General features: G+C 63.2%; 22 protein-coding genes. 16 read left to right on the top strand and 6 right to left on the bottom strand.

The features are described 5' to 3' along the window. From WFR25_RS01695 to yihA, 7 genes are all read left to right on the top strand, one after another. The gene (locus WFR25_RS01695; RefSeq protein ID WP_336967919.1) at positions 1 to 492 is read left to right on the top strand and encodes a VOC family protein; all 492 of its coding nucleotides are present in this window, start codon (positions 1 to 3) and stop codon (positions 490 to 492) included. Next, positions 492 to 956, top strand: coding sequence for an SRPBCC family protein (locus tag WFR25_RS01690; protein WP_336967916.1), 465 nt, complete (start codon positions 492 to 494; stop codon positions 954 to 956). The genes WFR25_RS01695 and WFR25_RS01690 overlap by 1 nt, the downstream gene beginning before the upstream one ends. A 133-nt stretch (positions 957 to 1,089) precedes the next feature. Continuing rightward, positions 1,090 to 1,224 (top strand): 50S ribosomal protein L34, encoded by a 135-nt coding sequence (gene rpmH / locus WFR25_RS01685; protein WP_006959075.1) that lies wholly within the window; start codon positions 1,090 to 1,092, stop codon positions 1,222 to 1,224. Between the two features lie 32 nt (positions 1,225 to 1,256). After that, positions 1,257 to 1,685 (top strand): ribonuclease P protein component, encoded by a 429-nt coding sequence (rnpA, locus tag WFR25_RS01680; RefSeq protein WP_336974590.1) that lies wholly within the window; start codon positions 1,257 to 1,259, stop codon positions 1,683 to 1,685. Further along, positions 1,682 to 1,894: a membrane protein insertion efficiency factor YidD gene (yidD, locus tag WFR25_RS01675; protein ID WP_336967909.1), complete on the top strand. Its 213-nt coding sequence runs from the start codon at positions 1,682 to 1,684 to the stop codon at positions 1,892 to 1,894. The genes rnpA and yidD overlap by 4 nt, the downstream gene beginning before the upstream one ends. 37 nt (positions 1,895 to 1,931) lie before the next feature. Further along, positions 1,932 to 3,632 (top strand): membrane protein insertase YidC, encoded by a 1,701-nt coding sequence (gene yidC, locus WFR25_RS01670; RefSeq protein ID WP_336967907.1) that lies wholly within the window; start codon positions 1,932 to 1,934, stop codon positions 3,630 to 3,632. A gap of 85 nt (positions 3,633 to 3,717) precedes the next feature. After that, on the top strand, positions 3,718 to 4,362 hold the full coding sequence (gene yihA, locus WFR25_RS01665) for a ribosome biogenesis GTP-binding protein YihA/YsxC (protein ID WP_336967904.1): 645 nt from the start codon (positions 3,718 to 3,720) through the stop codon (positions 4,360 to 4,362). A 138-nt stretch (positions 4,363 to 4,500) separates the two neighbouring features. On the opposite strand, the gene WFR25_RS01660 is transcribed toward yihA, so the two are convergent. The 5 genes from WFR25_RS01660 to WFR25_RS01640 form a co-directional block, all read right to left on the bottom strand. Further along, positions 4,501 to 4,683 carry a hypothetical protein gene (locus WFR25_RS01660; protein WP_336967901.1) on the bottom strand — a complete coding sequence of 61 codons (183 nt, stop codon included), beginning with the start codon at positions 4,681 to 4,683 and terminating at the stop codon, positions 4,501 to 4,503. 20 nt (positions 4,684 to 4,703) lie between these two features. Further along, positions 4,704 to 5,993: an adenylosuccinate synthase gene (locus WFR25_RS01655; protein ID WP_336967899.1), complete on the bottom strand. Its 1,290-nt coding sequence runs from the start codon at positions 5,991 to 5,993 to the stop codon at positions 4,704 to 4,706. 148 nt (positions 5,994 to 6,141) lie between these two features. After that, on the bottom strand, positions 6,142 to 7,272 hold the full coding sequence (locus WFR25_RS01650; protein ID WP_336967897.1) for an ATP phosphoribosyltransferase regulatory subunit: 1,131 nt from the start codon (positions 7,270 to 7,272) through the stop codon (positions 6,142 to 6,144). A 48-nt stretch (positions 7,273 to 7,320) separates the two neighbouring features. Then, positions 7,321 to 8,901, bottom strand: coding sequence for a phosphoglycerate dehydrogenase (gene serA / locus WFR25_RS01645; RefSeq protein WP_336967895.1), 1,581 nt, complete (start codon positions 8,899 to 8,901; stop codon positions 7,321 to 7,323). 123 nt (positions 8,902 to 9,024) lie between these two features. Continuing rightward, the gene (locus WFR25_RS01640) at positions 9,025 to 10,197 is read right to left on the bottom strand and encodes a phosphoserine transaminase (protein ID WP_336967894.1); all 1,173 of its coding nucleotides are present in this window, start codon (positions 10,195 to 10,197) and stop codon (positions 9,025 to 9,027) included. 321 nt (positions 10,198 to 10,518) lie between these two features. On the opposite strand from WFR25_RS01640, the gene WFR25_RS01635 reads away from it, so the two are divergent. The 7 genes from WFR25_RS01635 to WFR25_RS01605 all read left to right on the top strand — a co-directional run bounded on the left by WFR25_RS01635 (position 10,519) and on the right by WFR25_RS01605 (position 17,919). Continuing rightward, complete coding sequence (locus WFR25_RS01635) at positions 10,519 to 11,157, top strand: extensin family protein (RefSeq protein WP_336974587.1); 639 nt, start codon at positions 10,519 to 10,521, stop codon at positions 11,155 to 11,157. A gap of 43 nt (positions 11,158 to 11,200) precedes the next feature. Beyond that, a complete protein-coding gene (locus WFR25_RS01630; protein WP_336967891.1) occupies positions 11,201 to 12,079 on the top strand; it encodes an LOG family protein in 879 nt (292 codons plus the stop codon). 67 nt (positions 12,080 to 12,146) lie between these two features. Then, complete coding sequence (locus tag WFR25_RS01625) at positions 12,147 to 12,818, top strand: pyrimidine 5'-nucleotidase (RefSeq protein ID WP_336967890.1); 672 nt, start codon at positions 12,147 to 12,149, stop codon at positions 12,816 to 12,818. Then, positions 12,815 to 13,654, top strand: coding sequence for a 2,3,4,5-tetrahydropyridine-2,6-dicarboxylate N-succinyltransferase (gene dapD / locus WFR25_RS01620; protein ID WP_336967889.1), 840 nt, complete (start codon positions 12,815 to 12,817; stop codon positions 13,652 to 13,654). Before WFR25_RS01625 ends, dapD begins: the two co-directional genes overlap by 4 nt. Before the next feature lie 47 nt (positions 13,655 to 13,701). Continuing rightward, on the top strand, positions 13,702 to 15,537 hold the full coding sequence (locus WFR25_RS01615) for an ABCB family ABC transporter ATP-binding protein/permease (RefSeq protein ID WP_336967887.1): 1,836 nt from the start codon (positions 13,702 to 13,704) through the stop codon (positions 15,535 to 15,537). A gap of 9 nt (positions 15,538 to 15,546) precedes the next feature. Next, the gene (gene recQ, locus WFR25_RS01610; RefSeq protein WP_336967886.1) at positions 15,547 to 17,316 is read left to right on the top strand and encodes a DNA helicase RecQ; all 1,770 of its coding nucleotides are present in this window, start codon (positions 15,547 to 15,549) and stop codon (positions 17,314 to 17,316) included. Between the two features lie 174 nt (positions 17,317 to 17,490). Next, a complete protein-coding gene (locus WFR25_RS01605) occupies positions 17,491 to 17,919 on the top strand; it encodes a protein tyrosine phosphatase family protein (RefSeq protein WP_336967884.1) in 429 nt (142 codons plus the stop codon). A gap of 70 nt (positions 17,920 to 17,989) precedes the next feature. On the opposite strand, the gene WFR25_RS01600 is transcribed toward WFR25_RS01605, so the two are convergent. Continuing rightward, positions 17,990 to 18,526 (bottom strand): outer membrane protein, encoded by a 537-nt coding sequence (locus WFR25_RS01600; protein WP_336967883.1) that lies wholly within the window; start codon positions 18,524 to 18,526, stop codon positions 17,990 to 17,992. 318 nt (positions 18,527 to 18,844) lie between these two features. Between WFR25_RS01600 and WFR25_RS01595 the strand changes: the two genes are divergently transcribed. Both WFR25_RS01595 and WFR25_RS01590 read left to right on the top strand, forming a co-directional pair. Beyond that, the gene (locus tag WFR25_RS01595; protein WP_336967881.1) at positions 18,845 to 19,576 is read left to right on the top strand and encodes a cytochrome b/b6 domain-containing protein; all 732 of its coding nucleotides are present in this window, start codon (positions 18,845 to 18,847) and stop codon (positions 19,574 to 19,576) included. Next, positions 19,573 to 20,325 (top strand): molybdopterin-binding protein, encoded by a 753-nt coding sequence (locus WFR25_RS01590; RefSeq protein WP_336967880.1) that lies wholly within the window; start codon positions 19,573 to 19,575, stop codon positions 20,323 to 20,325. Before WFR25_RS01595 ends, WFR25_RS01590 begins: the two co-directional genes overlap by 4 nt. Positions 20,326 to 20,328 lie beyond the last annotated feature (3 nt).

Raw genomic sequence — 20,328 nt, 5'->3', positions numbered from 1 at the left:
ATGGGTAAGATTTCACCCTGCCTCTGGTTTAATGGCCAGGCAGAAGAGGCGGCCAGTTTCTATATTTCGGTGTTCGGCGAGGGATCGGTCGATTTCGTCAGCCGCTATCCCGACGACAATCCCTTCCCCTCGCCGTTCAAGAGCGGGACGGCGCTGGTGGTCGAGTTCACGCTGTTCGGGCAAAGCTATCAGGCGCTGAATGGCGGGCCGGATTTCACCTTCAGCGAGGCGATTTCGCTGTCCGTCGCGTGCCGGGATCAGGCGGAGCTGGACGGTTGGTTTGATGCATTGACCGCTGATGGCGGATCGCCGGGGCCGTGTGGCTGGCTCAAAGATAAATATGGTCTGTCCTGGCAATTGGTGCCTGACGCCATGACGGCGATGCAAAAGAGCGGCGACGCCGCAGGTATTGGCCGGGCGATGCAGGCGATGATGACGATGCAGAAACTGGATGTCGCGGCGCTGGAAGCGGCGTTCAAGGGAGAAGCGTGATGAGCGATGTGGAGAATGAGCTGTCGGTGACGCGTCATATCGACGCACCGCCGGAGATTGTGTGGAAGGTGTGGACGGAACTGACCGCCGACTGGTTCTGCCCCAAACCTTGGACGGTGACGATCACCGCAATGGACATGCGCCCTGGCGGTGCCTTCTCCATGACGATGCACGGGCCGGACGGGGAAGCGTTCCCCAATGACGGGGTCTTCCTGGAAGTGGTGCCGAATCGCCGGATCGTCAGCACCGACGCCTATACGGCCGGATGGGTGCCGCAAAAGCCGTTCATGACCGCAATTACCACCTTCGAACCAGAAGGGGCAGGTACGCGCTATACCGCCGTCGCACGCCATTGGGATGCCGAGGCGGTCAAGACCCACGAGGAGATGGGCTTTGTGGAAGGATGGGGCAAGGTTGCCGACCAACTCGCCGGGTTGTGTGCAACATCGGCGGCGAGCGCCTGATTCCTCGATGGGCGGCTTTGGGAATTGACTTCGCCGCCCCTTTTCCCTATCCGACGCCCCCTGACTTGCGGCCGCTCGCGTAGCGGCCCTTTTTTGTCATGCCCGATTCTTTTTTGTGTTTGAGGAATGAACGATGAAGCGCACTTTTCAGCCGAGCAATCTGGTTCGGAAGCGCCGTCACGGTTACCGCGCCCGCATGGCGACCCCCGGCGGTCGCAACATCATTCGCGCGCGTCGTGCACGCGGCCGCAAGAGCTTGAGCGCCTGATCGACGCCGATCCGTCGGCAAACCTGGCCGTGATGGCCCGGCGCGCCGACTTTCTGGCGGCGAACCGGGGGATGCGGGCGCCTATGCCCGGATTCGTCCTGCTGGTGTGTGAGCGGCGCGATGGCAGTCCTGCCAAGCGTTTTGGTATCACGGTGACCAAGAAGATTGGCGGCGCTGTTGTCCGAAATCGGATGAAGCGCCGTTTTCGCGTTTTGGCGCGCGAACTGCTCCCGAATCTGGGATTGCCCGGCGCAGACCATGTACTGATCGGTCGCGTTGGCGGGATCGAGCGCGATTTCGCGCAGCTTCGTACCGAACTGGAAAAGGCGCTCCATAAGGTAGCACGCGGCGATTCGTCGCCAGCGCCTAATCGGGGGCCGAGGTCCGGCAAAGGCGGGGGTAAGCCCAAGGCGCCAGTTTCGCCGAATCATCGGCCCGATCAGGGAGCGCCGTCGGGATGATTGTTCGGCTGCTCATCCTGATTTCCCGGGCCTGGCAGCTTGGCCCTTCGCGTATATTGCCACCCTCCTGCCGTTATGCACCGTCCTGCTCGCAATATGCGATCGACGCGCTCAAAAAATATGGCGCGGTCAAGGGTAGCTGGCTGGCTGTGAAGCGGCTAATGCGATGCCATCCATGGGGCGGGTCGGGTTATGACCCGGTTCCATAAGATCAGAATAGAAGAATAAGGCCAGGAGCCAGAACGCGTGGACGACAAGAAGAATATCGTGCTGGCCGTGGTGCTGACCGCGCTGATCCTGTTTGGCTGGCCCTATGTCTCCCAATATTTCTTCCCGGCCGCCAATCCGCCCGTGACGAAGATCGAGGGGGGCAAGACGACGCCTGTGGCCGCGCCCGGTGCTGGTCCGGCCGCTGATGGTCCCGCCGCGGTCCGCGACCTGTCCCTGGTGCTGAAGGAAGGGGCGCGCATTCCCATCCGCACGCCCAAGCTGACCGGCTCGATCAACCTGAAGGGCGCGCGGATCGACGATGTCATCCTGCCGACTTATCGCGAGACGATCACCAAGGATTCGCCCGCTATCCGCCTCTATTCGCCCAGTGGCACCAAGGATGCCTATTTCGCCGGTTTTGGCTGGCAGGGTGAGGGCATGGCAACACCGAACAAGGATACGGTGTGGACCGCGCAGGGCGCGGCGCTGACGCCAACCACGCCGGTCACGCTGACCTGGAATAATGGCTCGGGCCAGTTGTTCGAGATTCGCCTGTCGGTGGATGAGAATTACATGATTTCCGCCGCGCAAAAGGTGTCCAACACCGGCGCGGGCGCTGTCGCGATCAAGCCCTACAGCTATATCAGCCGGTCCAGCATTCCCATGGACCCTGACACCTGGACCATCCATGTGGGGCCAATGGGCGTGTTCAATGGCGCGGCCAATTATGACGTCAACTATAAGGATCTGGACAAGGGGCCTTCGACCCAGAGCTTCCAGACCAATGGCGGCTGGGTTGGCTTTACTGACAAATATTGGCTGTCCGCGCTGGTCCCTGACCAGAAGACCGCGATTGCCGCGCAGTTCCGTAAAGGGGCAGGGCAATATCAGGCTGATGTTGCCCTGCCCAATGTGATGCTGGCACCCGGCAAGGCCGCGACCCAGACTACGCGCCTGTTCGTGGGTGCCAAGGAAGTGAAAACGCTGGAGGCCTATCAGGAAGCCGGCGTACCGCTGTTCGACCGGGCGATCGACTGGGGCTGGTTCTACTGGTTCGAAAAGCCGATCTTCTCGCTCCTGCACTGGCTGTTCCAGACGCTGGGCAATTTCGGCGTGGCCATCATCTGCCTGACGCTGATCGTGCGGGCCATCATGTTCCCGGTCGCCCAGCGCCAGTTCGCCAGCATGGCGGCGATGCGCGCGGTGCAGCCCAAGATGAAGGCGCTGCAGGAGAAATATAAAGACGACAAGCCCAAGCTCCAGCAGGAGATGATGGCGCTGTACAAGCGCGAGAAGGTCAATCCGCTGGCGGGCTGCCTGCCGATTTTCATCCAGATTCCGATCTTCTTCGCGCTGTACAAGGTGCTGATGCTGACGATCGAGATGCGGCACCAGCCGTTCGTGCTGTGGATCAAGGATCTGTCCGCGCCCGATCCGCTGCATATCCTCAACCTGTTCGGCCTGCTGCCCTTCACCCCGCCCGCCTTCCTGGCGATCGGTGTGCTGGCGCTGCTGCTGGGTATCTCGATGTTCTTCCAGTTCAAGCTGAACCCGGCGCAGATGGACCCCATGCAGCAGCAGATCTTCTCGATCATGCCGTGGATGATGATGTTCATCATGGCGCCGTTCGCAGCGGGCCTGCTGGTTTACTGGATCACCAACAACTGCCTGTCGATGGCGCAACAGTGGTGGCTGTACAAGCGTCACCCCGTGTTGAGCGTGGCTGAGGCGAAGTAAGAGTTCTATCCTACGTCCGTTCGGTTCGAGCTTGTCGAGAACGGCGCAAGGCTTCTCAACAAGCTCGAAGTGAACGGATTTTAGTGTGAACGAGCAAGACGAGAGCGACCGGATCGAGGAGGCCCGCAAGATTTTTGCAGGGCCGATCACCTTCCTGAAATCCGCGCCCAAGCTGGAGTTCCTGCCGGACATGGCGGTGAACGAAGTGGCATTTGCGGGACGTTCCAATGTCGGCAAGTCGTCGTTGCTCAACGCCCTGACGAATCGCAATAACCTGGCGCGGACATCGAACACGCCGGGGCGGACGCAGGAATTGAACTTCTTCGATGTGGGCGATCCGCTTAAGTTCCGGCTCGTCGACATGCCCGGCTACGGCTATGCCAAGGCGCCCAAGGATATCGTGCGCCAGTGGCGGTTCCTGGTAAATGACTTCCTGCGCGGACGGGCGGCGCTGAAGCGCACGCTGGTGCTGATTGATAGCCGTCACGGCATCAAGGATGTCGACAATGACATGATGGACATGCTGGATGGCGCCGCCGTCAGTTATCGCATCGTCCTGACCAAAGCGGACAAGATCAAGGCCAGCGAATTGGCGCAGGTGACGCAGCGGACGGCGGATGCGATCCGCAAACGCCCTGCCGCGCACCCCGACATCATCGTCACGTCGAGCGAAAAGGGCATGGGCTTGCCCGAACTGCGCGCGGCGGTGGTGGAGGCGGTAACGGTATAGCCCCAAGGGCCATTCACTTCGAGCATAGTCGAGAAGCGGTCGGCACGGCGCATGGGTTTCTCGACTTCGCTGGAAACGAACGGAGATTGAGAGCGGCTGGCAGCCCCTTCCCTGCCCCCTCCCCGAAGGGAGGAAGCCTTACCGCAATTTCGCGATGTTCAAGCTGTCCTGCTTCGCCCGCACCTTCACTGATTCCTCGCTGCGGGTGAGCGCCTTGGCGATGGCCTTGAGGGCCATGCCCTTCTTTGCCAGTGTGTGCAGCTTCTGGATTTCGTCCTGAGTCCAGGGCTGTTTGTGGCGTTCGAAGCGTTGCTCACCCATCGCGATCAGTCCTTCCTGAATCAATCCGCGAAGGGATCGCGGACGAGAATCGTGTCGTCGCGCTCTGGGGAGGTGGAGACGAGCGTGACCGGGCAGCCGATCAGTTCCTCGATCCGGCGGATATATTTGATCGCCTGTGCGGGCAGATCGGCCCAGCTACGCGCGCCCGCCGTGGTGTCGTGCCAGCCCTCGATCGTCTCATAGACTGGTTGCGCGCGGGCCTGATCCTGGCTGTGGGCGGGGAGGTAGTCGTAGCTCTGGTCGCCAATGGTGTAGCCGACGCAGATCTTCAGTTCATCGAAGCCGTCGAGCACGTCCAGCTTGGTCAGCGCGATGCCGGTGAGGCCGGAGACGGCGACCGACTGACGCACCAGCACCGCGTCGAACCAGCCGCAGCGGCGCTTGCGGCCGGTGACGGTGCCGAATTCATGACCACGCTCGCCCAGCCGCTGGCCGGTCGCATCGTCCAGTTCGGTCGGGAAGGGACCGGAGCCGACGCGGGTGGTATAGGCCTTGACGATGCCCAGCACGAAGCCAGCCGCCGAGGGACCAAGGCCCGTGCCCGCCGCCGCTGTCCCGGCGATGGTGTTGGACGAGGTGACGAAAGGATAGGTGCCGTGGTCGATGTCGAGCAGCGTGCCCTGTGCGCCTTCGAACAATATGCGCTTGCCGTCCGCCTTGGCGCGGTTGAGCGTCAGCCAGACGGGCTTGGCGAAAGGCAGGATGGTGTCGGCGATAGCACGCAATTCGTCCATCAGCGCGTCGCGGTCGATCGGCGGCTCACCGAAACCGGCGCGCAGCGCGTCGTGATGGGCGGTCAGGCGATCAAGCTGTGGGCCGAGATCATCCAGATGCGCAAGGTCGCACACGCGGATCGCGCGACGGCCGACCTTGTCTTCATAGGCCGGGCCGATGCCGCGACGGGTGGTGCCGATCTTGCCCGCGCCCGACGCGTCCTCGCGCAGACCGTCGAGGTCGCGGTGGAAGGGCAGGATCAGCGGGCAGGTTTCGGCGATCTGGAGATTGTCGGGCGTGATGGCCACGCCCTGCCCCGCCAGCTTGGCGACCTCTTCCTTGAAGTGCCAGGGGTCAAGGACGACGCCATTGCCGATGACCGAGAGCGTACCCCGGACGATGCCGGAGGGGAGCAGCGAGAGCTTGTAGACCTTCTCGCCCACGACCAGCGTGTGACCGGCATTATGGCCGCCCTGAAAGCGCGCGACGACATCGGCGCGCTCGGCGAGCCAGTCGACGATCTTGCCCTTGCCTTCATCGCCCCACTGGGCGCCAATAACGGTGACATTTGCCATGCTTATACGACTCCGCCCTGCCAGAGCGAGTCCAGGCCACCCTTCGACAGGACTCGGCGACCGGACTTGAATCGGGTGGGCGGCGTTATGACGCACGCCCTGTTGCGGGAGGCCGGTTAGCCGCTTGGGCTAAAAGGGTCAAGCGCCCCTAATAGGATTCGGCGTTCGGGCCATTCAACCAGTGGGTGCAGCGCAGCGCCTGCCCATCGTCGGCATCCGCCAGCGCCGCGATCGTGTGCCAGCCATCGGCGCGCATCAGCGCAGCGCGGGCCGGGTCGTGGCCGATCGGCAGGAACAGGCGGCGCGGGGCCTCCCCGCCAAAGCCCGCGTCGATCAATGGATCGGGATAGAGGGAGAAGCCCATCGCCGCTTCCTCCGAGCCGTCATTGCGCAAAATGGCGTAGCTGCCGCCACGACCGATTTCCCCGGTAAACCCCTCGGCAAAGATCGAGAAGCCGAACCAGTTCTGATATTCAAAGCCGTGGCGTTCGGTCGGATCGAGCGTCAGGGTGATGTCCCAGCCGATCGGCTTGGCGATGGCACGCAGGCCCGCGATACGGCTGTCGAGCGCGCCGCCATGGGTGGCGCTCAACGCTTCGAGCTTTTCGATGGCGGCGTGGAACGGGCCGGTGGCCTCGATCAGCGGCTGATAGGCGGCAGCGCTGGCGCCCAGCGCGGCGAGGGCGCCCGCATCCTTGGCGTCCAGCGTGGCGCGGACGGCTTCGGTCTGGGCGGCGTCCAGCGGCAGCGGTCCGACAGCGAGTGCGTCGATCAGGTCAGGCAGGGTGAAATCGATGGTGATGCCGGTGACGCCCGCGGACTGGAGCGCCTCTATCGCGACATTCACGATCTCGACCGCGGCGGCGACGCTGTCTGTGCCGATCAGTTCGGCGCCGACCTGCATCCGCTCGCGCTCGGGGCGCAACTGGTTGGCGCGCAGTTTGAGGACCGGACCGGCATAGGAAAGGCGCAAGGGGCGGGGCGCGGCGGCAAGGCGGGTGGCCGCGATGCGACCGACTTGCGCGGTCATGTCCGGGCGCAGGGCCAGGCTGCGCTGCGACACTGGATCGACCACGCGGAGCAAATCCTGCGCGCGGGCGGACTTTAATCGCTGGGTCAGCGTATCCTCAAACTCCGCGAGCGGGGGCATGACTCGCTCATAGCCATGGGTCGCGACGGTATCGAGCACACGGCGCGCAAGGCGCGCGGAGGCTTCGGCCTGCGGGGGCAGGCGGTCGGAGAGTCCTTCGGGAAGCAGGCCGGGCGGGATCGTGGTCATGGGCTGGCCTTTAGCGGATTTGGCGATTTAGGCCAGCCCATATGCACCTTAAGCGAAGCGCAGCAGCTTCACCTTGTTGACGCCCGCCAGCTTGCAGATGTCCCACAGCAGCGGTTCGGTGACGGTGCCGTCGACCGACAGCAGCAGGACGGCTTCGCCACCCTGGTTGCGGCGACCCAGATGGAAGGTGCCGATATTGACGTCCGCTTCACCCAGCGTCGAGCCGAGGCGGCCGATGAAGCCGGGGGCGTCCTGATTGACGATGTAGAGCATCGTGCCAGCCAGATCGGCCTCTACCTTGATGCCGAACAGTTCGACAAGGCGGGGGCTGGAATGGCCGAACAACGTGCCCGCGACCGAACGCTCGCCGCTTTCGGTTGTGACGGTGACGCGGACCAGCGTCTGATAGTCGCCCTCGCGGTCATGGCGCACTTCGCGCACGTCAAGGCCACGTTCTTTCGCCAGGAAGGGCGCGTTGACCATGTTCACCGTGTCCGAATAGACGCGCATCAGGCCAGCGAGAACGGCGGCAGTGATCGGCTTCTGGTTGAGTTCGGCGGCATGGCCCTCGACCTCGACCGCGACACCCTGAATCTTGTCGCCTTCCAACTGGCCGATCAGGCTGCCGAGGCGTTCGGCAATCGCCATATAGGGCTTGAGCTTGGGCGCCTCCTCCGCCGATAGCGACGGCACGTTCAGCGCGTTGGTGATGCCGCCGTCCAGCAGATAGTCGGACAGTTGCTCGGCAACCTGCAACGCCACGTTCACCTGCGCTTCGTCGGTCGACGCGCCCAGATGCGGGGTGGAGATGAAGTTGGGGGTGCCGAACAGGGGCGATTCCTTGGCCGGTTCGGTCACGAACACGTCGAGCGCCGCGCCTGCGACCTGGCCACTGTCGAGCGCTTCCTTCAGCGCCGCTTCGTCGATCAGGCCGCCGCGCGCGCAGTTGATGATCCGCACGCCCTTCTTGGTCTTGGCCAGATTTTCCTTCGACAATATGTTGCGGGTCTGGTCGGTCAGCGGCGTGTGCAGGGTGATGAAGTCGGCCTTGGCCAGCAATTCGTCCAGCGTCGCCTTTTCCACGCCCATGTCGATCGCGCGCTCAGGGGTGAGGAAGGGGTCGAAGGCGACGACCTTCATCTTGAGGCCCAGCGCGCGGTCGGCGACGATCGAGCCGATATTGCCCGCGCCGATCAGGCCAAGCACCTTGCCGGTGACTTCGACGCCCATGAAGCGGTTCTTTTCCCACTTGCCCTGCTGGGTCGAGGTGTCGGCCTCCGGCAATTGGCGGGCGAGCGCGAACATCAGCGCGATGGCATGTTCGGCGGTGGTGATCGAGTTACCGAACGGGGTGTTCATGACGATCACGCCCTTGGCCGATGCGGCGGGAATGTCGACATTGTCGACGCCGATCCCTGCGCGGCCGATCACCTTCAGGTTGGTGGCGGCGTCCAGAATCGCCTTCGTCACCTTGGTCGAACTGCGGATGGCGAGGCCGTCATACTCGCCGATGATGGCGATCAGTTCTTCGGGCGTCTTGCCGGTGATTTCGTCGACCTCGACGCCCCGCTCACGGAAAATTGCGGCGGCGCGGGGGTCCATCTTGTCGGAAATAAGGACTTTGGGCATGATGAATTGCCTTTCTGCAATTCGTCATCCTGACGAAGATCAGGATCTCAGGCGGCCAGGCAAGTAGCTGGAGGCCCGAGATCCCAGCTTTCGCTGGGATGACGGGATATTTGGGGAAATGAGTTAAGCGGCCTTGGTCTGGGCGTAGGCCCAGTCGAGCCAGGGGCCGAGCGCTTCGATATCGGCGGTGTCGACGGTTGCGCCGCACCAGATGCGAAGGCCAGCCGGGGCATCGCGATAGCCCGCAATGTCGAGTGCGGCGCCTTCCTTTTCGAGAAGGCCAGCGAACGCCTTGATAAAGGCTTCATCCGCACCCGCGACCGTCAGGCACACGCTGGTCTTCGAACGCGAGGCTTCCTCAACCGCGAGATGGCCGAGCCAGTCGCGGTCGGCCACGATTGTGTCCAGCGCGGCGGCATTGGCGTCGGAGCGAGCGATGAGGCCCTGCGCGCCACCGATTGATTTGCCCCATTCCAGCGCAAAGATCGCGTCTTCGACAGCCAGCATGGAGGGGGTGTTGATCGTCTCACCCTTGAACACGCCTTCGGCGAGCTTGCCCTTCGACACCAGGCGGAACACTTTGGGCAGCGGCCAGGCGGGGGTGTAGGTTTCGAGACGCTCGACCGCGCGGGGACCAAGAATCAGGACGCCGTGGCCGCCCTCACCACCCAGCACTTTCTGCCAGGAGAAGGTGGCGACGTCGATTTTCGCCCAGTCGATCGGATAGGCGAAAACGGCGCTGGTCGCGTCGGCGAAGGTCAGCCCTTCGCGTGTCGAGGGAATCCAGTCCGCATTGGGCACGCGCACGCCGCTGGTGGTGCCATTCCAGGTGAACAGCACGTCATTCGAGAAATCCACCGCCGACAGGTCGGGCAACTGGCCATAGTCGGCGCGGACGATGGTGGGGTTGATCTTCAACTGCTTGGCAGCGTCCGTGACCCAGCCCTCGCCGAAGCTTTCCCAGGCGAGCGTGGTAACGGGGCGGGCACCCAGCATCGTCCACATCGCCATTTCAAAGGCGCCGGTGTCGGAGCCGGGGACGATGCCGATACGGTGGGTGTCGGGCAGGTTCAGCAGCTCGCGCATCAGGTCGATGCAATAAGCGAGGCGCGTCTTGCCGATCTTGCTCCGGTGCGAGCGGCCAAGCGAGTCGGTGGCGAGCGCAGCGGCACTCCAGCCCGGAGGCTTGGCACAGGGACCAGAAGAGAAAAAGGGGCGAGCCGGCAGGGTGGCGGGCTTGCCGGCACCTTGGGGAACGGACGCAATGGTGGCGTCGGCGGTAGTCAGTTCAGTCATGTTATGCTTCTCCTCACAGAGAGCACGCGCGGCGTTGGGACCGCGTGGCCCGCCGGCCCCTCTATAGATGCAGATGGACAAGTCAAGCCGCGGGGAGAAGGCAGGGTGAGCCACCGCCGGGACATTTTGCTCCACATCGGCGCGCGCATGATTTTCGCTTAATCATAGGGCCGGTTCGGGGCGAGCCGTGCCGCTTTCGTGACGGGTGGTGACGGCTGTTAAGGGTTGGGATTAACTGTATCTTCCATCTTTGCGTTAATCCGGGGAGCAATGGGCGGCATCGTGTTTGAGACTTTTACCCTTGGGCGGGGCGTTCCCGCCATGGTGGCGCTTGGGCTTTCGTTGGCGCTGGCGGGCTGTAGCGGCGCGGTGGGTGAAAGTCGGCGCGTGTCCAAAGCATCGCGCCCGCCTGCCCGCCCGGCCCAGCCTTCGCCATCGCTGCGGCAATGTATGGCAAAACTGTCGTCGAATGACGTGCGGTTCGATCTTTTGCCCGACCGCAACTATGGGGGCGGGTGCAGCGCGCTGAACAGCGTCAAGTTGATCGACATCGGCGTGCCCGCAACCAATCTGGGGGCGATGACCTGCTCACTGGCGGCCAATTTCGCCGCCTGGTCCCGCTATGCCGTGCAGCCGGCCGCACGGTTGATCTTCGGGACGGAAATTGCCCGGATCGACACGTTCGGCACCTATAATTGTCGCCCGATCGCGGGCAGCGGAAAGCTTTCGGAACATGCCCACAGCAATGCTGTGGACGTGTCCGCCTTCGTGCTGGCGGACGGACGGCGGATTACCGTGAAAGAGGGATGGGAGGGCGACGGCCAGGCGCGGCAATTTTTGAGGATCGTCCACACCAGCGCCTGCAAGCGGTTCAACACGGTACTCAGCCCCGACTATAACGCTGCGCACAAGGATCATCTACATTTCGATATGGGGGGCAAGGGCGGTTATTGTCGATAAAGCCCCCTTGGATTTGACACCCAGCCGGGTTAGGCCCGGATCAATGACCAACAAGGAAATCGAGGAACGCAAGTTCCGCCCCGCCCGGCAGGAAGCGCGTGATGCGCGCCAGGCCGTCAGCACCCCCCAGACCAGCAGCGCGGCCTATAAGCTGGCCTTCCAGGACACAGACTTTCTGCTGCGCGAGGATTTGCGGCCGGTGCGCTTCCAGCTGGAGTTGCTGAAGCCCGAATTGCTTATGAATGAAGCGAAGATCGAATCGACCTTCGTCATGTACGGTTCTGCCCGAATCCCTAGTCCCGAAACCGCGCAGGCACGGATTGATGCGGCAACCACCGACGAACAGCGGCTGGTCGCGCAGAATCTGGCGAAGAAGGCGCATTATTATGATGTCGCACGGGAATTGGGCCGGATCGCGGGCGCCTATCCGGTGGGGGAGAATGGCAAGCGCAATTTTGTGGTCTGTTCGGGCGGTGGCCCCTCGATCATGGAGGCGGCCAATCGGGGTGCGGACGATGTCGGGGCGGAATCCATCGGCATGAACATCGTCCTGCCGCATGAGCAGGCGCCCAACACTTATGTGACCCCTGAACTGTCCTTCCAGTTCCACTATTTCGCGCTGCGCAAGATGCATTTCCTGCTGCGCGCGCGCGCGCTGGCGGTGTTCCCCGGCGGCTTTGGCACGTTCGACGAGTTTTTCGAGCTGCTGACCCTCATCCAGACCGGCAAGATGAAGCCGATTCCCATCCTGCTGTTCGGCAAGGCATTCTGGACGCGGGTGGTGAATTTCGAGGCGCTGGCCGAGGAGGGCGTGATCTCCCCCGCTGACCTCAATCTCTTCACCTGGGTGGAAACGGCGGAAGAGGGCTGGGAAGCGGTGCGGGCTTTTTACAATGATCGCGACACGCCTTTGGCGGGATAAGGGGTCGCAGGGGCAGGCCGGTACGAACCGGCTTGCCCTCTTTCTCCTGCGGGACTAGGCCGCGCCCATGTTTGGCGACCTTGCCCATGTTGATTGCTGGATCTTCGATCTGGATAATACGCTCTATCCGGCGAAGGCGGACCTGTTCGCGCTGATCGATGTGAAGATGGGCGAGTTCATCCAGGGCCTGCTGGGCTGCGACGCGACGGAAGCGCGGGTTGTGCAGAAGCGCTATTTCATGGAGCACGGCACCACCCTGTCCGGCCTGATGCGCCATCACGACATCGAGCCGCGTGCTTTCCTGGATTATGTCCACGATATTTCCATGGACCGGCTGGAAGTCGATCCGGCGCTCAACGCGCATATCGCCGCGCTGCCGGGCCGCCGCCTGATCTTCACCAATGGTGACGCGGCCTATGCGGGGCGGGTGCTGGAGCGGCTGGGGCTGGCCGATATGTTCGAGCAGATCCACGACATCCATGCCTGCCAATATGTACCCAAGCCCGATCCGGCGGGCTATAAGGCGCTGTGCGCGGCCTATGATGTCGATCCGACGCGCGCCGCCTTTTTCGAGGATATGGCCCGCAACCTTCGGCCCGCCAAGGCGATCGGCATGACCACCATCTGGGTCAATAACGGGTCCGAGGCGGGCGGCCATGAGCATCATCCCGATTTCGTCGATTTCGAAACCGACCATCTCCGGCCTTTCCTGGCCGACATTCTTGGAGAGCATCCATGACCACCGACCTGCAAACCACGATCGACGCCGCCTGGGAAGACCGGGCCAATGTGAACCTGTCCACCCAGGGGCCGGTGCGTCAGGCGGTCAACAAGGCGCTGGCCCTGCTGGACAGCGGTCAGGCGCGCGTTGCCGAACCGACTGCTGACGGCTGGCAGGTCAATCAGTGGCTGAAGAAAGCGGTGCTCCTGTCCTTCCGTCTCAACGACAATGTGCTGGTCGAGAACGGCCCCGGCGCGGGGCATTGGTGGGACAAGGTGCCGAGCAAATTTTCCGGCTGGGGCGAGGCGGAGTTCCGCGCCGCCGGTTTCCGCGCGGTGCCGGGCGCGTTTGCGCGGGCCGGCGCGCATATCGCGAAGAATGCGATCCTGATGCCCAGTTTCGTCAATATCGGTGCGTTCGTCGATGAAGGCACGATGGTCGACGCCTGGGTGACGGTGGGAAGCTGCGCCCAGATCGGCAAGAATGTCCACCTGTCCGGCGGCGTCGGCATCGGCGGCGTGTTGGAGCCGTTGCAGGCCGATCCTGTCATCATCGAGGATGACTGCTTCATCGGCGCGCGCTCCGAAGTGGTCGAGGGGGTCCGTATCGGCAAGGGTTCGGTGCTGTCGATGGGTGTCTTCATCGGTCAGTCGACCAAGATCATTGATCGCGCCACCGGCGAGATATTCATGGGCGAAGTGCCGCCCTATTCGGTGATCGTGCCCGGATCGCTGCCCGGCAAGCCGCTGCCCGACGGCACGCCCGGTCCCAGCCTCTATTGCGCGGTGATCGTCAAGCGGGTGGACGCACAAACGCGCTCGAAGACGGGGATCAACGAGCTGCTGCGCGACTGAACGCTTAACGTTGGAGTTGGCGGCGCGACTCCCTAGATAGGACTATCATGCCGCCTGACATTCCCGACAACAAGCCGGTCCCGCCCATCTGGGCGACGCTGCGTCGCTTCCTGCCCTATCTGTGGCCGGCGGACGCGCCTGCCTTGCGACGGCGGGTCGTGCTGGCGATGGTGCTGGTGGTCGCGGCCAAGGCGGCGAGCCTAGTCATGCCGTTTGCCTATAAGGCGGCGGTGGACCGGATGGCGCCGGGGCTGGAGCCTGCGGTCGGCCTAGCCATGGCGCTGGTCGCTTCCTATGCGGGCGCGCGTTTTGCCTCGGTCCTGTTCGACAACCTGCGCAACACCGTGTTCGAGAAAGTGGGGCAGGAAGCGACCCGGAATCTGGCCGACCATGTGTTCGGTCATCTCCATCGCCTGTCGCTGCGCTTCCACCTGGACCGGCGGACCGGGGCCGTTACCAAGATTATCGAGCGCGGCACCAAGAGCATCGACACGATGCTCTATTTCCTGCTGTTCAACATCGCGCCCACCGTGCTGGAGCTGGCTGCGGTCTGCGTGATCTTTCAGGTCAAGTTCGGCGCGGGGATGGTGCTGGCGACCGTCGTGATGGTGGTGCTGTACATCTGGTTCACGCGTACCGTGACGGAGTGGCGCAACCAGTTGCGCCGCGACATGGTGGACCTGGACACCAACGCCGTCGCCCATGCGGTCGACAGCCTGCTGAATTTTGAGACGGTCAAATATTTCGGCGCGGAAAAGCGGGAGGGCGACCGCTATGCGACCGCCATGCGCCGCTATGCCGAGGCGGCGGTCAAGAGCGAGAACAGCCTCGCCTGGCTGAATGTCGGCCAGTCGCTGATCACCAACCTGATGATGGCGGGGGCGATGGCCTATACCGTCTGGGGCTGGAGCAGCGGGCTGTTCACCACGGGCGACGTGGTGCTGGTGAATACGCTGCTCAGTCAGCTTTTCCGGCCGCTCGACCTGCTGGGCATGGTCTATCGCACCATCCGGCAGGGATTGATCGACATGGAGGCGATGTTCGTGCTGATCGACACGCCACAGGAGATCGTTGATGCGCCTAGTGCGCCTGCACTGCATGTCACGGGCGGCGCGGTGCATTTCGATCATGTCCTGTTCGGCTATGATGCCGAGCGGCCGATATTGAAGGATGTGAGCTTTGCCGTGCCTGCAGGCAGGACGCTGGCGATTGTCGGGCCATCGGGCGCGGGCAAGTCCACCATCGCCCGGCTGCTGTTCCGCTTCTATGACATCAATGCCGGGCGCATCCTGATCGACGGGCAGGCGATAGCGGGCGTGACGCAAGCATCGTTGCGCGCCGCCATCGGTATCGTGCCGCAGGATATGGTGCTGTTCAACGACACGGTCGGCTATAATATCGGCTATGGCCGCGAAGGGGCGTCACAAGCGGAGATAGAGACGGCGGCCAAGGACGCGTCGATCCATGAATTCATCCTGTCGCTGCCGCTGGGCTATAAGACGCGCGTCGGCGAGCGCGGCCTCAAGCTCTCGGGCGGAGAGAAGCAGCGCGTGGCGATCGCGCGCACATTGCTGAAAGATCCCGCCGTGCTGGTGCTGGATGAGGCGACCAGTGCGCTCGACAGCCGGACCGAGACGGAGATTCAGGACGTGCTGCGTCGCATTTCGCGGCGGCGCACAACCATAGTTGTCGCACATCGCCTGTCGACGGTGGTGGATGCGGACGAGATCATCGTGCTGGATCAGGGCCGGATCGTGGAACGCGGGCGCCATGCCGATCTGGTGCGGGCCGACGGGCTGTACGCGACGATGTGGACGCGGCAGGCGAATGAGCGGGAAGAAATTGCACCGCCCGAGGATGACGTAATGGCTGCCCTTCGTTAAGGCGACCCCATGCCCCGCGATATCGACACGCTGCTGCACGACATATTCGGCTTCACCGGCTTTCGCGGGGTGCAGGCGCAGGTGGTCGGGCGCGTCATGGCGGCGCAGCCGACGCTGGCGATCATGCCGACCGGTGCGGGCAAGTCGCTCTGCTACCAATTGCCTGCCGTGGCGCTCGATGGCTGTTGCGTGGTCATCTCACCGTTGATCGCGTTGATGCACGACCAGTTGCGCGCGGCGCAGGCGGTGGGCATCAGCGCGGCGAGCCTGACCAGCGTGGATGCCGACTGGCGCGAGACACAGGATCGACTCCGCAACGGTGAACTCGACCTTCTTTATGTCGCGCCGGAGCGGGCGAGCGGGGAGGGGTTCCGGTCGTTGCTGCGTTCGGCGAAAATCGCGCTGTTCGCGATCGACGAGGCGCATTGCGTGTCCGAATGGGGGCATGACTTCCGGCCTGACTATCGCCTGCTGCGCCCGCTGCTGGACGAATTTCCCGATGTGCCCCGGCTGGCGCTAACCGCCACCGCCGACGCCCATACGCGCAAGGACATCCTCGTTCAGTTGGGCATCCCCGAAGATGGCCTCATCATCTCCGGCTTCGACCGGCCCAATATCCGCTATGCCGTGCATCCGCGCGATGGGCTGACGCGGCAGTTGGCCGATCTGGTGGCGGCCAATCCCGGTCCCGGCGTCGTCTATGCCCAGACCCGCGCGGCGACCGAGAAGCTGGCCGAGACTCTCGGGCGCGGCGGGCGGGCCGTGCGCGCCTATCATGCGGGGCTGGACCCCAAGGTCCGTGCGGCGAACCAGGCGGCGTTCATCGCCAGCGAGGATATGGTGATGGTCGCGACCGTCGCCTTTGGCATGGGGATCGACAAGCCCGATGTGCGCTTCGTCGCCCATGCGGGGCTGCCCAAGTCGATCGAAGGCTATTATCAGGAATCGGGGCGCGCTGGTCGCGATGGCGAACCGGCGGTCGCGCATCTCTTTTGGGGTGCGGAGGATTTCGCCCGCGCGCGCCAGCGGATCATGGAACTGGAAACGGCGCGTCAACAGGGCGAGCGGACGCGGATCGCGGCGCTGGGTGCGCTGGTGGAGACGGGCACCTGCCGCCGTGCGATCCTGTTGCGGCATTTCGGCGAGTCGCCGCCCGCCACCTGCGGCAATTGCGATAATTGCCTGTCCCCGCCGCCCAGCGTCGACGCGACCGAGACGGCGCGCAAATATCTGTCCGCCGTCTATCGCACCGGCCAGAGTTTCGGCGCAGGACATATCGAGGCGGTGCTGACCGGCGCGGCCAATGACAAGGTGCGGCAGCGCGGGCATGATCGCATTTCCGTCTATGGCATCGTGTCGGGCGAGGAGGCAGCGTTGCTGCGACCCGTCTCACGCGCGTTGCTGGTGCGCGATGCGCTGGAGGCGACCGAACATGGCGGGTTGATGCTGGGGCCGAACGCCCGGCCGATCCTGCGCGGGGAGGAAGCGGTCAGCCTGATCGTCCCGCCCAAGCGCCAGAGTCGGCGTAATGCGCGTAACGGCAGCGGCGACAATCCGGTCGGCGATCCGCTGTTCGACGCGTTGCGCGCCTGTCGCCGCGAACTGGCGCTGGAGGCGGGGGTGCCGCCCTATGTGATCTTCCACGATTCGACATTGCGTGAAATGGCGGAGCAGCGGCCGACCTCGATCCGCGAACTGGGCATGGTCAGCGGCGTCGGCCAGAAGAAGCTGGATGCGTGGGGCGATGCCTTTCTGGAGGCGATCGCGCCGTTCGCCTGACTCACCCCCTTTCCGCTTGAATCGCTGGCCCGCAATCGGGCATGGCAAGGGCTAGAGCATATTCCGTTCTGATTGCATCAGATCGAATGTCCCAGGTCTTTGTTTTGCCGCGTTTTCCAAGCCAGCAGATGATTCCATCTGCTTCGAAAACGCTCCAATAAGGAGTGATGCCCCATGTTTCGCCAAGTGACCGACCGCCTGCATGTTTCGCCCCAGATCAGCGTCGAGGACGTGGCGCGCGCCAAGGCATTGGGCGTCACCATGATCATCAACAACCGGCCAGAGGGCGAAGAAGCGGGCCAGCCGACCGGTGAGTCGATCGAGGCAGCGGCGCAGGCGGCGGGGATCGGCTATGCCGCCGTGCCGGTGGGGCATGGTGGTTTCGCCCCGTGGCAACTGGACGGCATGGCGGCGGCGCTGGAACAGGCGGGTGAGGGCGGGGTGCTGGCCTATTGCCGGTCCGGTACGCGCAGCACTTTGCTGTGGGCGCTGACGCGCGCGCGGGCGGGGGACAGTCCGGACGCGCTGGCTGAGAAAGCGGCTGCGGCAGGCTATGACCTGGCACCGGTGCGGCAGATCATGGATACGCTGGCGGCGGGTTGATCGGGGTTTTCGTTAGAAAAAGGGCGATCCTTGCGGGCCGCCCTTTCCATTTTAGCTGATCGTATGAGGATCAGAAGCGCAGGCCGACGCCGCCCATCACCTGATGGCGCTCGATATCGGCTTCATAGTTGGAGTAGCGATACTCGCCCTTGGCATAGAGATTGCCGCCCAGCTTATACTCAAGGCCCGCACCCAGGCGGTAGCCATCGAGGTTTTCGCCGCCAATGCCCTGGGTTTCGAAGCGAGCGTTGGTGTAGCCTGCCTTGACGTAACCGAGCGCACGATCGCCGATCACGAAGCCAGCACGCGCGCCGACATAGAGATCGCGGTCGGTATTGATCGCGGTGCTGACAAAGTTGCGCTTGGTGGTCGAGTCGGAGATTTCCGCTTCCACGCCAGCAACTGCGCCGCCTGCCTGGACGTCATAGCCGAGGCCGAAGCCATACAGGAAGCCGTCGGGCGAGCCCAGGCCATTGCTGTTGGTCTTGAGCGAGTCATAGCCAGCAAGCACTTCGGCGCGCGGACCAGTAAAGGGCGCAGCATCCTGAGCAAAGGCAGGAGCCGAAATGGTGGCAGCAGCAATCGCTGCGAAAATCACAGTCTTCATTATAGTCCTCATTGAATATTCGATACCCTGAACCGGGTACAGGTTCATGTAGGTTTCGATATGCTATTTAAAAGGGTTGGGTTTAAGATTATTTTTATTTCAAACCTCTTGGATTGATCGTTGGAACGACCAGTAACCCCCTGCATTCCCACATCAGCCGACGTGGCGTCGCGCTTATGGAATGGTCACATAAACGTCACATGAACGATATTCAGAATGGGCGGGAGGTGATGCGTTCATGTTACAGTTGGTCCCGGCGATGTAACCACCGGGCGGTCGGCATCGAACTGGAACCAGACAGACATGGAGATGTCGAAAATGGATGATCGTCCCGTTGATGACCCCGTGCCGGGCGCCCTGGTGAAGCGCCATCGCCTGTCGACACGGCTGTGGCACTGGAGCAACGCCCTGCTGCTCTATACCCTCTTCACCAGCGGACTTGGTATCTTTAACGCCCATCCCCGCCTCTATTGGGGGCACTATGGCGCCAATTTCGATACTGCCTGGCTGGAACTGGAACGCTTTCCCGGCTGGCTGACCCTGCCTACATCCTACAGCCTGGCGATGTCGCGGCACTGGCATCTGGCGGCGGCGCCGCTCTTCGCCTTCGGGTTGCTTGCTTATATGGTCTGGAGTCTCGCCAACCGGCATTTCCCTCGCGATCTGGCCTTTCGCGCGGCTGAAGTGCGGCCCGGTCCTGTGTGGCAGGATATCAAGGACCATGCGCGGTTGCGCTTCCCGACGGGCGCTGCGGCGCTGCGTTATAATGTACTGCAAAAGGCCAGCTATAATGGCGTCCTGTTCCTATTGCTGCCGGTGCTGATCCTGACGGGCCTAACCATGTCGCCGGGCATGAACGCGGCTTGGCCTTGGCTGGTCGACCTGTTTGGCGGGCGACAATCGGCGCGGTCGATCCACTTCATCGCGGCTTGGGGCCTGGTCGTTTTTGTCCTCGTGCATCTGCTGATGGTGCTGCTGGCGGGACCGTATAACGAGGTGCGCTCGATGATAACGGGGCGCTATCGCCTGCCAAGGGAGCGGGGAGCATGAGGGTGATGCTGACTCGTCGCGCACTGGTGCTTGGCATGGGTGCGACGCTGGCCGGGTGTGACCGGCTGGCCCGAAATGAATCGTTTCGCGAGGCGCTGTTCTCGGCGGAGAATTTCCACAAATGGGCGCAGCGCGGACTGTCCGACCGGCAGGCGCTGGCTCGCGAGTTTCGGCCTGACCAGATTTCGCCGATTTTCCGCGCGAATGGCACCGCCAATCCCAACACGCCCGCCTATAAGGCGTTGTGGCGGAAGGGTTTTGCTGACTGGCGGCTGAAAGTGTCGGGGCTTGTCGCGCGGCCACTGGCCCTGTCGTTGCCCCAGCTCCGCAATCTGCCGCATCGTGAACAGATTACCCGGCATGACTGTGTCGAGGGGTGGAGTGCGATTGGCAAATGGCGGGGTGTGCCGCTCCGGACGGTGCTGGAGGGCGCGCAGTTGAGCGATCGCGCGCGCTACCTTGTCTTCCGCTGTGCCGACGACATGGGTGGTGGCAACGCCTATTATGAAAGCATCGACCTGATCGACGCCTTTCATCCGCAGACGATCCTGGCCTTCGCGCTTAACGACCAGTCGCTGTCGGTCGCCAATGGCGCGCCGCTGCGCCTGCGGGTCGAGCGGCAGCTTGGCTATAAACATGCGAAATATTTGATGGAGATACAAGCGGTTGCGAGCCTGGACGGAATCGGCAAGGGCAAGGGCGGTTTCTGGGAGGATCATGCCGACTATGACTGGTATGCCGGGATTTGAAAT

The sequence above is a fragment of the Sphingobium aromaticiconvertens genome (assembly GCF_037154075.1).
Classification (GTDB): Bacteria; Pseudomonadota; Alphaproteobacteria; order Sphingomonadales; family Sphingomonadaceae; genus Sphingobium; species Sphingobium aromaticiconvertens.
Note: the sequence above shows the minus strand (reverse complement) of the source record. Positions and strands in the feature narration are given on the sequence as shown.